We start from the raw sequence: 15,441 nt of genomic DNA on the forward strand, positions 1-15,441 counted from the left end.
ATGAAAGAAGAAATCTTATCAAACCTCGACAATCCCGGTCAACTGGAAAGGTTGTACAGGGCCGACAAGTCATCCTTCAAGCGCGCCTTTAATGCCATAACGCCGCAGCTCTCCAACAATACACTTATCAGTTATTGGAACGAGCGACTCAATTTCACCCGCGAAGAAATGTCACTCGGCAGTAGCAAAGACCTGGTATTTGTGATCATCGCTTCTCTCATCGCCGGACTCATCGCCAAGTTGCCGGTGATCCTGAATATCGACGAAGAACTTTTCTATAGCCGCAATATTGGCTTTATCGTTTTCCCCACTCTCTACGCTTATTTTGGCTGGAAGAATAAATTATCCACCCCAAAAATTGCATTCATCGTTGGCTGCACTTTACTGGCAGTACTCTATATAAATTTTCTTCCAAATAATAAAACCAGCGATACTCTTGTTCTCGCATGCATTCACATGGTCCTTTTTCTCTGGTCGATTCTAGGATTTGCATTTGTAGGTGAATTTTATAATAAGGAAGATAGGCGATTGGGATTTCTGAAATACAACGGCGATCTCGTTGTAATGGCAGCGCTGATCAGTATCGCAGGTGGGTTAATGACCGGTATAACCATCGGACTTTTTGAACTGATCGGATTTGATATCAGGGAGACTTATTTTAATTATTTCGGCATTTTCGCATTATCCGCATTACCCATTGTTGCAACCTGGCTCACACGAACCAATCCCCAGCTGGTGGGCAAAGTTTCACCCGTGATTGCCAAGATCTTCAGTCCCCTTGTGCTGGCAATGCTAGTGATCTACCTCGTTGCAATGGCCTACTCGGGCAAGGACCCTTATAACGACCGCGAATTTCTCCTCATCTTTAATGCCCTATTGGTAGGCGTTATGGCCATCATATTTTTCTCAGTTGCAGAAAGATCAAGGGTCAAAAGCCAAACAGAGATCTGGATCCTGTTACTCTTATCAATGGCCACTATCGTGGTTAACGGCATCGCTCTATCTGCCATCCTGTTCAGGATCTCCGAATGGGGTATAACACCCAACAGGGCAGCAGTACTCGGAGGAAATGTTCTCATACTCTTAAACCTCCTCCTTGTAACATTGCAACTTTTCAAAGTACTCACGAAGAAGACAAATCTGAATTCGGTAGGAAAGGCTATTGCAGCTTACCTGCCGGTATACTTTATCTGGACAGTAATCGTAACGTTTTTATTCCCACTGATATTCGGATTCAAATAAAACTTTCATAACCTCAGGCCAATATATAAAGGAGTTGCAAAACCGCAACTCCTTTTCAATTTCTTCCCATTAACCTTCACTATGCAAAATGTTTAGCCCTCGTTTTTCTCCGCCTGCCCCACCAGAAATAAAATCCTGTTAGCGGCAGACTCGCCACTACCAGCGCAACAAAGAACAATGCGATCCTTCCCGGCAATCCAAATATTGCACCGGTATGAATATCATAATTCATCCGCTTTATGTAATCCGCCAGAGTATGCGCATCATTATACCTTCCCCAAACATAGGCACCACTGAATTCCTTTCCACTATACTGATCGAAATACCGGAAATCAGATTTGTATAAAGTTGATCGGGATGGATTGGCTCTTAACAATATCGGACCATCCTTAACCGCAGGAAGCACAAACATGGCCATGGCATATTTCCCATACAGATCGGGCTCTACCTCCCTCCACACTTTATCAATTGCCATCAGTCCCCGCCCACCCGAAGTATCTGACAGAGGAGGTTTTTTCTGCACGATAGAATTACTGACACCACTAATACGATAGGTAATATTTTGAAAACCTTCAAACGCAAACATCAACCCCGTGAAGGCAGAAAAGATGGCAATCCAACTACCATAAAATCCAAGGACCTTATGCAGGTCATAGTTCAATCTTTTGGGGGATGCCCGCCACATAATGGTAAAGCCCTGTTTTACTGTTCCACTGTTCTTTGGCCACCAGAGTATAATACCCGTCACCAGCATTAGCATAAAGATCACTGTACTCCAGCGAATGATCTCATGCCCAAAGGGGATCTTCAGCGTTCGATGTATCTGTAACACCACACTCAAAAAATCCCTGTCATTATCCCTCAGTTTTAATACCTCACCACTATAAGGATTTAAAAACACTGAATAACTATATACCTCCTTTTGCGAGAACAAAACCATTACCGACTTATCCCGCGCATCATAATAAATACGCTGAAGGGTTTTCCCGGGCAGTTGCTCTTCTGCGATCTGCTTAATAGTGGAAGGAGGAAGAAACGCAGCTTTCTCCTCCTCTACCCAACGATATGCCTGGAGATTCTGTAACTCGGGAGCAAAACAATAAATAGCACCTGTTACACCCATAATAAACACTACCAGCCCGGTTGCGAGGCCCAGCCACAAATGTATTTGGCGCGCTATTTTCTTCAATTGCTTATGCTTTATTTAAATCAAATAGTCCCGGCAAGCCAGGACCATTGATAATTCTGAATTCTTTAGATCAGAGTTTCACATTTAGTGTTATCCGGTAAGACGCTCCTTTCCCTTTTGTATAGCTGTCATTGAAAGCACCCCACTGCGATCTTGCTGTAAAATAATCTGTATTGAACATATTCTCAATACCTACATTCAGCGAGGTCGATTCATTAAAATTATATCCTATGGATGAGTTGAAAAGATGATATGGACTAACCGGTGCCTTATAAGGATCATAGGATCCGCTGCTGTTCCGTGCGAAACGATCGCGTTTAAGGATACCCGTGTACTGCAACAGAACATTCAGTTTACCCGGCACTACCGCATAGTCTACATGACCCGCCAATTTTGGTGGAGAAATGCGCTGTCCGGGAAGATAGTCATCACTCTCCCCATCGTACTTGCCGTCATCATCAGCATCAACTTTTCCTTCCACATAAGAATAGGATATTCCTGCCTGCAGATCTTTGGTTATCTGATAATCCGCCGCCAGTTCATATCCATAAATGCGCTCGGGGGTACGAACAACCACAAAAACTCCATCACTATAAACACTGTTGGCACCCAAACTTGACTTACTGATATAACCCGTGGCCTCAAACCGGAAGTTTTTCACTTTGCTTACAAAACCAGCTTCATAGTTATTGATAATAACTGCTTCTGTATTAATCTTTTCAATATCATCAACCCTGGCAGATCTTAATACCAGCCCGATGTCAGAAACACTGAATCCCTGCGAGAAACTCACATAAGGAGAGAAATAGTTGGAGAAATTATAACGCAGACCAACATTCGAAACAACTGCATTATACTTGAGGTCTCCTCCTCTTACATTCATCGATGGCGTTACAACACCGGTGCTAGTATTCTTTGTTGGGAGCGTTGCATAATCGTCCACACCAATATTTACTTTTTCATATCGCACACCTCCTTTCAGCACCAGCTTATCAAAAAAGGTAAACTTAGTCTGGATAAAAGGCGCAATGTTAAGCATGTTCATTTCCGGAACCCAGATCCTGCCATCCACGAGTGGCTGTGAAGTAATATCGCGCTGCGCATCCAGGCCATAAGTGAAATTTGCATCGATATTATTTAGCAACACTGGTGTATTCAGCACCAGTCGCGCACCATTTTTCTTTGACAGGATTCGCGAAATCCCCCCGTCTACAAACACTTCAGAATAGAAGAAGATATTATCCACGCTCTGGTAATACACATCCGCATCATAGCGTGTGTTGGCAATACCAGTTTCACCGCTAAACTGAACACTAAGGTTATGATTACCTCTCACACCCTGCGGCACACCTTTACTTTCTCCCTGCTTCGCAGTTGTTTTCTGTCCTGTTTTATAATCCCCATTCACAGTGATATAATTAGTTGTCTGTCGACTACTAAAAAAGTTATAAGTGGCCTGCACTTTATGGTTGGCATTGAAATCATAGCCAACCTTGGCAAAGGCATTGTAAGAATCAGTTTCTCCAAGTCCATATACCGGTGGCAAAACATCCCCATCGGCATCCTTTTGCTCACCGGTTTGCTCATACACACCGCTTAAAACATAATTGAATTTTCCCTTATTACCATAGAAGAGCTGGCTCACACGAGCACCCATACTATTTGATTTGTTCACGAGTGAACCGGTGGTGCTCAGGGAGGTCTGGCTGTTCAAAAGCTTATCTGATTTTGGATTGCGGGTGAGATAGTTGATCAATCCACCTGCTGCGCCATTACCATATATAGCGGTGGCACCTTTTACTACTTCTATCCTTTCAATTACTGAAGGGTCCAGCGCGCGAAGATCCATAGCGCCATTACGAAGGGGAGTTGATTGAGGAACGCCATCCACCATTATCAGGAGGCTCCGACCGCGAAGTGTTTGTCCGAAATTACTGCTCAACCCTGTGCTGGCCGCCATTCCGGGTACGCGGTTCTCGAGGATATCACCCAGGTTGGGCGTGATATTGATATTCTGCTGCATTGTTTTCAACCCAACAATGGTTACCGAGGAAGGCACTTCATCAATGGTTTCCTTTGTTCGTCCGGCCGATACGATCACTTCTCTCAGCTCAGTTTGTGCCTGCGATAATTGGAGATTAATATCTGTATAACTTCCTGCCGAAACAGTAACGCCTTTTTCCACCGGTTGATAACCTATAGTAGAAATTTCCAGTATATAATTTCCCGGTTGAATATTGTCGAGGGTAAACGCACCTTCGTTGTTTGTGAGCACTGCCTTTCTTGATTCTTTTATCCTGACGGTGGCAGACGGGGCCGGACTATTGTCCTGGGTTCTTACAGTTCCTTTAATTCCTCCTTTTGTGGCTTCATCCTGTGCAAAGCCAATCGCCGATAAAACCAGCAGGCATAAAATCGAAAACAATCTTCTCATATTAATTTTCCTTTTGCTATTAGGGCACAAAATTGCCCCCACTGTACGTTGTATCCGATAGCAATCGGGAAAAGAGATTACGAGAAGCGGAAAAAGACTCGATTATTCCAGCCTGAAGACGATCGGCTGTAATTTATAGGTCTTCACATTACGACCATTTTGAAATCCGGGTATCCACTTACCGCTTGACCGGATCATGCGAAGCGATTCCATATCCAATGAGATCTCCACTGATTTTGCAATATAGGGATCGATAACCTGCCCGTCAGTATCTACCATAAATAATACCCGCACGCTTCCCTGCTTGTCAGCGTTTATTGCCCGCTCGGGGTATTTTAAATTCTTCGTGAGGTATTCACGCCAGCCTCCGATACTTCCAGGAAACTCCGACTCTTTCTCATCACCATAAGTTGTGGTGTCACGCGTTATACGCGCATCAATTGTTTCAATCAGACTATCCTCTTCATAAACATATTTGGTCTTGTAGATAAGCGAGTCGCTACCCGCAACTAACTTGTAGAAATCACCATGTTTTTTGCCATTGCGATATACACCCATGGAATCGAGACGGCCATCCTTATTGTAAAAACGAACGGCTCCATGAAGTATCTCCCCCTTCTTATCGCGGTATTGTTCAGTGTATACCAGGGGACCGGTAATATTGTAAAAGTCGTACTGCCAGCAGGTATCGTTCTGGGAAAATACACGAAGTACATAACGGGCGGAGTCTGCCGTTGTACTGTTCCACTTACTGTCGAACAGATAATAGGAATCTTTCGATTGGGCTTTAGCAATAGTAACGGAGAGGAAAAAGGCAAATAGAGTAGTCAGGATTGGTTTCATCGATCTAAAATAGAAAATATTTGAATTCAACTTTTTGCCAATGAAAAGAAACTCCATAATTTTATGTAACCTGTTACGTAAATAGATACTTATATGGACTTCTACACCCAAACGGGTAAGATGGCGATCGGAAGCCGGCTCAGACTTTTAACCGATAAGATAACTGCCGACGCCACTGCCATCTACCAGCTTTACAATATCGACCTGCAGCCAAAATGGTTCCCTGTATTCCATACCCTCGCAAAGGGAAGCTTTACCATAACGGAGCTGGCGCAGCAAATCGGGCATTCACATCCTTCCGTTAGTAAGATCGTTCGGGAGATGGCAAAGAGTGGATTGATCCTCGAAAAGAAAGACAAGGGAGATGGCCGCAAAAATGTAATAAGCCTTTCCAAAAAAGGGAAGGAACTTTCAGAAAAAATTAAAGACCAGTATGCCGACGTCACCGCTGCAGTGGAGGAAATATCGAAAGATGCGAAAAACGATCTTTGGAAGGCAATCGAAGAATGGGAATTTTTGCTCAACCGCAAAAGTCTGCTGAAATATGTGCAGGAACAAAAGAAGCAAAGGGAAAGCAGGAAAGTAAAGATCGTACCCTACAAACCAATCTATGCAGCGGCTTTTCGAAACCTGAATGAAGAGTGGATCACCACCTATTTTAAGATGGAGGAATCTGATTATAAAGCCCTCGATCATCCAAAGGAATATATCCTCAACAAAGGCGGTGCAATACTTGTAGCCTTATATGATGATGAACCGGTAGGCGTTTGTGCACTCATTAAAATGAAAGACCCTGACTATGATTTCGAACTGGCGAAAATGGCCGTATCTCCTAAAGCGCAGGGCAAAAACATTGGATGGTTATTAGCACAGGCCATTATCGAAAAAGCAAGATCACTGGGAAGTAAAAAGCTCTACCTCGAAAGCAATACAATTCTTAAACCAGCCATCAATCTTTATTACAAACTTGGCTTTAAGAAAATCTCCGGTCGATCTACCCCCTACGAGCGATGCAATATCCACATGGAACTTGATCTAGAACCTGATCGATAATGAACTTGTAATATGCTGATTGGACCGTACTAAACTATTCTCCTTTACAAAATATGCACTACTGTTCTTAAATATCCTCCCCTCTGTTCGCCATAGCAAGTTCTTCCCGATCTGGCGATCAACATTTAATGAATAGGATTGCATCTCAAAGGGCTCCTCGTTAATCAATGATACAATTACCCCATTTTTATCTTTATAAATTTCCGCCCGACCTGCAATCGACCATTTACTTAACTTGTAATGCACAATTATCATAGGCGAATACCAGCTATTTAGTTTTGAACTGTTCTTTGTTTTTTGTTCCAGCCCATGATCAAGTCCTAAGATGATTCCAATATTTTCGGTCAGCATCCATTTCGCAAAAATGTTATTGAAATAACGCCAAAGCCTCGCGCTGTCAGGTTTATCATTTCCGATAAAGGTGCTCCAGTTAAAACTGATTTTACCTGCTGGACTAAATGTTATCTGGCTACCAAAAGCCGGTGTATTATTACCATCAACACGCCGTACGCGTTGCCAACCATTCAAGAGCAAGGCAGCCATATACCATTTACCATTAACCGAATTGTAAGAAAGTCTCAGCCCCGCTTCATAGTAAGGTGAATTCTCAGCAAGAATACTCCTGCTTAGCGTCCAGTTATCCGGATTGATCGCCGTTTCAAATCCAATATGCGAAGGCATGATGCCCGCATCGAGCCAAAGGGCTTTCTTTCTGGAAATCCTAACACCTATATTGGCTTCAAAAATCGAACGGAACAATTGCGGCTCTGCATCCAGGTTATATTGTGGGTAATTGCCCGCCATCATGCTCAGATTTGCCCTTACTGATCCATCATCATATGCCCCCCCAAGCATAGCAAGATTGATAGAAAATTCATTATGCCGCTTATGATTGTAGATAAAAGATGCTTTCTCATGGTTAACCGGAGCAGTGAAATCATATGAATAATAGGCATCAATAAAAGCTTTCCATTGGAACTTCTTTACAGCTTCCGCACTATCGATGGTTATTTCTTCCTGTGCATATGATTTACTACATAATGAGAAACACCCCATAGCAATGAAACCGCAGATCAATAAACGAAGGGATCTTTTCATGCTGATTCATTATTCCATGACCCGCTTTAACCGAAGATTAGTGATGGGCGATACAATAAGCGGGAATTTCTCTACCACCACATTACCCGGATCCAAACCAAAACCCCTTTCTTCTGATAGTGATATTTCTTTCAGCCAAAAATGCAGTCGCATGATCAACCTTTCACTGAATGGCAATTCATTATCCTGGCTTAGATACTTTTCCATCACAATAAAAGAGAAATCACCCACCACTTTGCTCCGCTCCAGACTCTCATACCGGCTGGTGATATTCACTTCCCGGTTCTTCACCAGTTCCTCCACCACTTTCCTGAATAACAAATTGATCCTCGGCTGCACCCTAAAGCCCAGTTTGAACTCTACCCTGATGATATCATTCGGGATTATATGATCAACACTATACTCCGCCGTATATGGATCATCCACTGTATCCACATGAATGAACCAATATATATCGGCCCGTTTTGGCTTCCTGTTCAGTATTGAATAAATGATCTTATGCTCTATCTCTTTTCGGTTAGCCGCACTTGTCAGGTAAACAAGATGCGTTGAATATTTTGGTATTGTTTTGTCATTACTTAGTTCCTGGATTCTTGGTATATAATCCTCCATCCGAACAAACTCCACATACCTGTTCTTAACCTGCCTTGCCTTATACCAGTCATACATGATCAGAAACAACAGCCCTCCTACAAGCAGTGTAACATATCCCCCATGTGGAAACTTCTCAAGGTTAGCGTAGAAAAAACTGAATTCTATCCCAAGGTAAATAATAAGGTACAAATAGATCAGTGCAGGCCTTGTTCGGCGAAGCACCAGGTAATTGGCAAAAAGAATGGAAGTGGCGATCATGGTAACAGTGATGGCCAGTCCATACGCAGCTTCCATATTGGAGGCCTTCTTAAAGTATAACACTATTCCAATACACCCGATATACAATAAAATATTGGCCGCCGGTACAAATAACTGTCCTTTCGCTTCCGTTGGATATTTTATCTCCATCTTTGGCCAGAGATTAAGTCGCATGGCCTCACTCACCAAAGTGAATGATCCCGATATCAAGGCCTGCGATGCAATAATAGTTGCCGCCGTTGCAATAGCAATTCCAAAATATAAAAACCAGGAAGGCATCACACCATAAAAGGGATTGAATCCACTCTCAATAATTTCTGCGCTTATCAGTTTTCCACTATGATTCTTCAGCAGCCATGCCCCCTGTCCTAAATAATTTATGATAAGACAGCTCTTTACAAAGATCCAGGAGTACCTGATATTCCATTTACCACAATGCCCCAGATCAGAATAAAGTGCCTCTGCTCCCGTAGTACAAAGGAATACCCCACCCAGAATATAAAATCCATTGGGATAAACAGTTAACAATCTGATGCCATAAAAGGGATTGAATGCTTTCAGTATGCTTATATCATGAATAAAATTGCTTAAACCCAATACGGCCAGCATTAAAAACCAGACCGTCATAACCGGACCAAAATATTTTCCGATAAATGCTGTCCCAAACTGCTGCACAAAAAAAAGCACTGATATAATTCCTATCACTATATAAATAACCGTCCACTGACTGATCTCATGAAATGCGGGCACCTGCTTTAATCCCTCAATGGCCGAGGTTACTGAAATAGGCGGGGTGATCATGCCATCGGCTAATAACGCCGCACCACCCATCATCGCAGGTATCACCAGCCATTTTCTCCTCCGTCGCACCAATGCAAAAAGAGAAAATATTCCACCCTCCCCTTTATTATCGGCCCTTAATGTGAGGATAACATATTTGATGGTGGTCTGTAAGGTAAGTGTCCAGATGATCAGTGATAATGCCCCGATTATAAGCTCTTCTGAGATCACCTTTCCACTGGTTATAGCATTGAGTACATATAACGGTGAAGTACCAATATCGCCGTAAATAATTCCCAGCGCAATTAGAACCCCCGCTACCGTAACCCGATTATGTGATGACATCATTTGTAGTTTTCGGCCTCAAATGTAGATGGGTTAAGGCCTTAAGTGATTGTTGACACATAAATCCTTATAAAATCTTTATACTCTTTACAGCACCTTCATCGCTTCAACTTAAAAACTACTTTTGCTTAACAGGAATCTTCCATGAATAAGTTCTTATTTAACACACTCCCAAAAGGCAGGCAATATCTTTATAGTATTTCCATTATTGTGGTAGTGGCGGCGATATGCTATGCCTTCTCGGGCCTGATGGGTTATCGCGTTGCAGCTTTCATCCTCCTGATCACTGTCTCCTTGCTGGCAGTAACATTTGATATTTTGCCGGTACTTTTATCTGCGGCATTAAGTGCGCTGCTATGGGATTTCTTTTTTATTCCACCACGCTATGCTATCCATGTTGAGACCACAGAGGATACTATCCTGCTGATCATGTACTTTGTTATCGCCATCATCAGCGGAGTACTCACCTATAAGATCAGGCAGGTAGAAAAAATAACCCGTCTAAAGGAAGAAAGAGCAAATAGCGTTAAACTCTATAACACCATCCTGAACTCCCTTTCGCATGAACTTAGAACGCCTATAGCCACCATCATAGCCGCCACCGACAACCTGCAATCCAATAACAACCTTTCCACTAACGACAGAAACCAACTTGTGACGGAAATATCAAATGCATCTCTCCGGCTGAACCAGCAGGTTGAAAACCTGTTGAATATATCCAGACTTGAATCGGGACATATAAAACCTAAAAACGATTGGACCGATATTATCGAACTTGTTTATGATGTAGTAAAAAGAGTGGAAGAAAATAATCCGGCCCGCAAGATCGCTATCAGCATTAACCCCGATATGCCTCTCTGTGCTATTGATAAAGGGATGCTGGACCAGATAATTTACAACCTCCTCAATAATGCGGCGATCCATACAGCGCCGGAATGTTCCATTGCCATCACCATCATCCAGCATGTGGATATACTACAAATAGAGATAGAAGATAATGGGGCGGGATTTAATAATGTTAACAGCAAGGAAGTGTTCCATAAATTCTCCCGCACAAAAAATCCAACAACCTCCGGCTCAGGGCTGGGACTCACCATTGTAAAAGGATTTACTGAAGCATTGGGAGGAAATATAGAATTAGTTAGTAGCAGACAAACAGGATCAAAGTTTACGGTAACCCTTCCCGTTAGAACATATCAACATGAAACCAGATTGCAGTGAATAAAGCAGAAATTCTAATAATAGATGATGAGCCACAGATCAGGAAACTGCTGGAGATCACCCTTCTCAGCAACGGCTACCTGGTAAAGTCTGCTACATCTGCCAAAGAGGGACTTATAATGGCTGGCAATCATCCCCCTGTACTTATTTTGCTTGACCTTGGACTGCCGGATGAAAGTGGTCATATTGTTCTGCAAAAACTAAGACAGTGGTATACTAATCCAATCATTATTCTTTCTGTTCAGAAAGCAGAAGAAGAGATAATAAAAGCCCTGGACAATGGCGCCAATGATTATCTCTCAAAGCCTTTTCGAACAGGCGAGCTACTCGCCCGCATTCGTTCAGTGATAAGGAACAGCAGTAATGAAGAAGGAGAAACAACGATGGATTTTGATGGACTGACCATTGATCTTATTACCAGAACCGTTAAAAAGGATAACCAGCTTGTTAAGCTTACTTCCACTGAATATAACCTTCTTTCATTACTTGCGCGCAATGAAGGCAAAGTGCTGACACACCAGTTTTTACTGAGGGCTATATGGGGACCGGGATATATTAACCAGAGCCAATACCTCCGCGTTTTTATAGCACAGATACGAAAGAAAATAGAAGATGATCCCAACAGGCCCCAGTACCTGTTAACCGAATCGGGAGTAGGCTACCGGTTTATATTTAATAAATAACAGCAACACCTCCACCCAGCCCCATATCACTATCATAATGGGCTGATAAGGCAAGCCATTTCTTAAGTATATATCTCAGACCTGCTGCATATTCCTTATCGGTGTTCCACATCAGGTTTCCCCTTAACCGGGTGGTAAGTGGTATATCTTCCCTTCCCAATTGGAAACGGAATTTGCCATCACCATCAACCCTTGCATCGGCTATAACGAGCATGGGTAAGGTATACTGCAATCCTACGACAAAGGTGTTCCGGTCGTTCTTATTGCTTACCTGCCCGAATGAATTCTTTTCTACATCATCGCCTACTTTTGCATAGTGATAGTCATATCCCACATAAGGAAACAACCACTGCATCTTGCCGAGGTATCGACCAAAATTCACTTCTACTTCCCTGCCCTTTTCAGGGGTTAATCCAAGATGCCACAAACCCTGCAACTCAAAGCGGTTACCTGCTATCATAAAGCTTGCATCACTTCCGTTACTCTCCAGGCCAATATTGAAGGATGGATGGATCATTTGCTCGCTGCGCTTAAATTGCTTCCATGCTTTTGCTTTATCGGGTAGCTGTGGATTGGGTGGTGAGTTCTGGTAGCTTAACACATTCCCCATGCCGGCCATCATGTGATAGAGTATATGGCAATGGAAAAACCAATCGCCGTCTTTATTAGCAGCAAATTCTACGGTATCCGTCTCCATCGGCATGATGTCCAATGTATTCTTATTGGGCGCATACTCACCCTGTGCTCCCAATACCCTGAAATCATGTCCATGCAGGTGCATCGGGTGGCGCATCATTGAATTATTGGTAAGAATAATGCGCACTTTTTCGCCCTGCCTGATCAATATTTTCTCCCACTCACCCAGCGTTCTGTTATTGATGGACCATACATAACGATTCATGTTTCCTTCCAGCGTAAAATGAAGTTCTTTAACAGGCGCATCGGGAAGTGTTGTAATAACGGGGGATCGAAGCATGGCATAATTAAGCGTTACCAGTCCAGTGCTGCTATCCATCTTGCCATGCTCCATTTTGCCATGCTCCATTTTGCTATGGTCCATCTCTTTCGTGTCTTGCATTGCATGCATATCATAACCAGCTCCCATCTCACCTTCGCCAACCTCCGGATACATCACACTATTCATATCCATCTTCTGCAGACTCATTTTCATTCCCGGCATTTCCTTCATATCACCATTCATCTTCATCATACCATTCATCATCTTCATCCCTTCAAAATATTTGAGTCGCCCCAGGGTTGGAGCGATCATTTTCATGCCAGTGCCCAGCCAAAGCGAAGTATGTCCCGTGCGGTCTTCAGGTGTAGCCCGGAATTCATAGCTCATGTTTTCCGGAATCGTTACAACCACATCATAGGTTTCAGCAACGCCTATGATCAAACGATCCACTTCTACCGGTTCTACATCATTTCCGTCATTAGCTATCACGGTCATTTTTCCTCCGGCATACTGCAGCCAGAAATATGACGAGGATCCTCCATTCACTACGCGCAGCCTCACTTTATCGCCAGCTTTAAACTGCGGGGCTTCCGCTTCGGGCTTTCCATTGCTCAGAAATTTTTCATAGTACACATCACTCACGTCCATGGCATTCATGCGCTTCCACTCATTGGAAAGCTTGGTAGCAAAATGCCCTTTAGCGATGGCTTCGGCATAGGCCTGCACACTTCCCTTCTTGATAGCATACCAATCGTTGGCGCTCCTTAAACGCCTTTGTACCTGGTGGGGATGCTCATCGGTCCAGTCGCTCAAAACAAGTGGCAGTTCAGCCGTGTAAGCGTGGCTCATCTCCTTCATATCATGGCCACCTCCGTGTATGGCACTGTCTTCCCTGCTTTTAAAGACCAATGCACCATAGGTTCCCACCTGCTGCTGAAGGCCCGTATGCGAATGATACCAGTAAGTTCCATTCTGAACAATTTTGAACTTGTACAGATGCGTGGTACCGCCCGGAATTACAGAAGTGGTTAAAAAAGGGACCCCATCCTGTTCGTTGGGTAATATCACGCCATGCCAATGGATAGATGTTGAAGTCTTAAGCTGGTTATGTAAATAGATCTCAGCCGTATCGCCTTCTGTGAAAACGAGCGGAGGAGCTGGAATAGATCCATTTACTGCAAGCGCATGGCGATGCTTACCGCTAAAATGAACCATCGTGTCGCTAACATATAGATCATAGCGAACTGTTCTACCACCGGTCATAATAAGTTTTTCGCCGGCGGGCTCCATAGTATCGGCTTGTGAATGCTGCATATCCATTTGATCATGCTGGTGCATTTCCATATCCTTCTTATCCGCCGTATCTTTCTTTTCAGCCATTTCCATCTTATCCGAAGTATCCTTTTTCTCATGCATCTCGTGCATCTCATTTACTTTCTTTTCGGATGGCTTTGCCACGGCCTTTTTAGTCTCCGCTCGTTTTTTAATAATAGTCTTCGGCTTTGGCTTATCGACCGTTTTCTTCACCAAGGTCATCCCGCATTTTGGACAATTACCCGGCTTTACCATTTTCACTTCGGGATGCATCGGACAGGTATAGATCACCTGAGATGGTGTATTCTGTGCATGCATGTCATTCACAAAAACCAGCATTAAAACCAACTGAATAGAAAGGATTATTATCTTCTTCATGGTCGTATTGTAATATTGAAAGCCTTTGCCAATATGGCCATATTTGCAGAAAGATTATCAAATCTACGTTGCTGTTTTTCGATATCAGTTGTTGCTGAAATGGCACCGGCATCTTTTAGCAATGCATGGATATTACCTTCTGAAACTTCTTTATAATCAATGCCATTTACTTCCTTTATAAAAGCGGTGGCACTGGTTGCTGCCTTATCGGCTTTACCGGCTGCCAGCGACTCTTTAATTCCATAAAAAGCAGAGAAGAGTGCGGTAATTTGGGGGGAAGCTTTTGAGCTACTGTCCTGCGCAGAGGCATATTGCAGACCCAATGAAGTGAAAAGGCCTATTAACAATAACAGTTTTTTCATGTGGGAATACAATTGGGCTTACTATAAATAACAAAAGCATGGAAATACCATGCCAGCCCATCCAAAGATTAAAGGGAGCAGAGTAGAACCTTGCTCCCTTTATTGCATTATTGAATTTTTGTATTGAATTCCACTTCAATATCCGTGTTCGACTTAGAACTGTTAACCAGGTCGGCAGCAGCTTTTCCCGGAGGCACACCTGGATAATGACGCAATGTCACTTTCACCTTTCCTGTGGCTACAGCCCCGGTTGTCCAGGTACCATTAGTACCCAATGGAATGCCTGAACCATCATTATTCAGTCCGGATACTGTTATATTGCTTCCTGCAGTTGGTTCATAATAAAACCGGTGGGCATCTGCTTCCTCAACCACTTCAAGCGTAATATCTTCAGCAGGCGTTTCAGCTTCATTCAGTAATTGCACCGTTACATTGTAAGACTGGGATGGAGCCAGTACTATTTCATCGATAGTTGGTGCTGCTCCACCCGGCCCATCAGTATCCTTAAATTGGTAGGTTAGAGTTGCACCGCCACCTGTAGGTACAAAACTGAGTTTCATGGTGGTTATCAGTTCTTCTTCATTGGCTTCTTCAACTTTATCTTTTGAACAGGATGTTATCAATGCACTTAATAGAAACATTCCCAGCGCGATCTTCATAAATTGCTTTTTCATTTTTCTTTTTGTTTT

At 43.2% G+C, this 15,441-nt stretch carries 12 protein-coding genes; 4 read left to right on the forward strand and 8 right to left on the reverse strand.

Going from position 1 to position 15,441, the window contains the following annotated elements:
* The gene (locus V6M43_RS03240; protein ID WP_332732601.1) at positions 1–1,242 is read left to right on the forward strand and encodes a hypothetical protein; all 1,242 of its coding nucleotides are present in this window, start codon (positions 1–3) and stop codon (positions 1,240–1,242) included.
* A 79-nt stretch (positions 1,243–1,321) separates the two neighbouring features.
* Here the strand turns inward: V6M43_RS03240 and V6M43_RS03245 are convergent, their stop codons facing one another.
* The 3 genes from V6M43_RS03245 to V6M43_RS03255 all read right to left on the reverse strand — a co-directional run bounded on the left by V6M43_RS03245 (position 1,322) and on the right by V6M43_RS03255 (position 5,708).
* Positions 1,322–2,431 carry a PepSY-associated TM helix domain-containing protein gene (locus V6M43_RS03245; RefSeq protein WP_332732602.1) on the reverse strand — a complete coding sequence of 370 codons (1,110 nt, stop codon included), beginning with the start codon at positions 2,429–2,431 and terminating at the stop codon, positions 1,322–1,324.
* A gap of 70 nt (positions 2,432–2,501) precedes the next feature.
* Positions 2,502–4,865, reverse strand: a complete 2,364-nt coding sequence (locus V6M43_RS03250; protein WP_332732603.1) for a TonB-dependent receptor — start codon at positions 4,863–4,865, stop codon at positions 2,502–2,504.
* Positions 4,866–4,967: 102 nt separating this feature from the next.
* Positions 4,968–5,708, reverse strand: a complete 741-nt coding sequence (locus tag V6M43_RS03255; protein WP_332732604.1) for an energy transducer TonB — start codon at positions 5,706–5,708, stop codon at positions 4,968–4,970.
* 93 nt (positions 5,709–5,801) lie between these two features.
* Between V6M43_RS03255 and V6M43_RS03260 the strand changes: the two genes are divergently transcribed.
* Positions 5,802–6,761: a bifunctional helix-turn-helix transcriptional regulator/GNAT family N-acetyltransferase gene (locus V6M43_RS03260; protein WP_332732605.1), complete on the forward strand. Its 960-nt coding sequence runs from the start codon at positions 5,802–5,804 to the stop codon at positions 6,759–6,761.
* Here V6M43_RS03260 and V6M43_RS03265 read toward each other — a convergent pair.
* Both V6M43_RS03265 and V6M43_RS03270 read right to left on the reverse strand, forming a co-directional pair.
* On the reverse strand, positions 6,744–7,859 hold the full coding sequence (locus V6M43_RS03265) for a porin (protein WP_332732606.1): 1,116 nt from the start codon (positions 7,857–7,859) through the stop codon (positions 6,744–6,746). The two genes, V6M43_RS03260 and V6M43_RS03265, sit on opposite strands and share 18 nt — an antisense overlap.
* 9 nt (positions 7,860–7,868) lie before the next feature.
* Positions 7,869–9,839, reverse strand: coding sequence for a KUP/HAK/KT family potassium transporter (locus tag V6M43_RS03270; protein WP_332732607.1), 1,971 nt, complete (start codon positions 9,837–9,839; stop codon positions 7,869–7,871).
* Between the two features lie 141 nt (positions 9,840–9,980).
* Here V6M43_RS03270 and V6M43_RS03275 point away from each other — a divergent pair, with 141 nt between their 5' ends.
* Complete coding sequence (locus V6M43_RS03275; protein WP_332732608.1) at positions 9,981–11,057, forward strand: sensor histidine kinase; 1,077 nt, start codon at positions 9,981–9,983, stop codon at positions 11,055–11,057.
* Positions 11,054–11,740 carry a response regulator gene (locus tag V6M43_RS03280; RefSeq protein ID WP_332732609.1) on the forward strand — a complete coding sequence of 229 codons (687 nt, stop codon included), beginning with the start codon at positions 11,054–11,056 and terminating at the stop codon, positions 11,738–11,740. The genes V6M43_RS03275 and V6M43_RS03280 overlap by 4 nt, the downstream gene beginning before the upstream one ends.
* Here V6M43_RS03280 and V6M43_RS03285 read toward each other — a convergent pair.
* The 3 genes from V6M43_RS03285 to V6M43_RS03295 all read right to left on the reverse strand — a co-directional run bounded on the left by V6M43_RS03285 (position 11,730) and on the right by V6M43_RS03295 (position 15,426).
* Positions 11,730–14,390, reverse strand: a complete 2,661-nt coding sequence (locus V6M43_RS03285; protein WP_332732610.1) for a multicopper oxidase domain-containing protein — start codon at positions 14,388–14,390, stop codon at positions 11,730–11,732. The two genes, V6M43_RS03280 and V6M43_RS03285, sit on opposite strands and share 11 nt — an antisense overlap.
* Complete coding sequence (locus tag V6M43_RS03290; protein WP_332732611.1) at positions 14,387–14,752, reverse strand: DUF3347 domain-containing protein; 366 nt, start codon at positions 14,750–14,752, stop codon at positions 14,387–14,389. The genes V6M43_RS03285 and V6M43_RS03290 overlap by 4 nt, the downstream gene beginning before the upstream one ends.
* Positions 14,753–14,859: 107 nt before the next feature.
* Positions 14,860–15,426, reverse strand: coding sequence for a hypothetical protein (locus V6M43_RS03295; RefSeq protein WP_332732612.1), 567 nt, complete (start codon positions 15,424–15,426; stop codon positions 14,860–14,862).
* Between the last annotated feature and the right edge of the window lie 15 nt (positions 15,427–15,441).

It is taken from the genome of Flavihumibacter sp., from assembly GCF_036676075.1.
Lineage (GTDB): Bacteria > Bacteroidota > Bacteroidia > Chitinophagales > Chitinophagaceae > Flavihumibacter.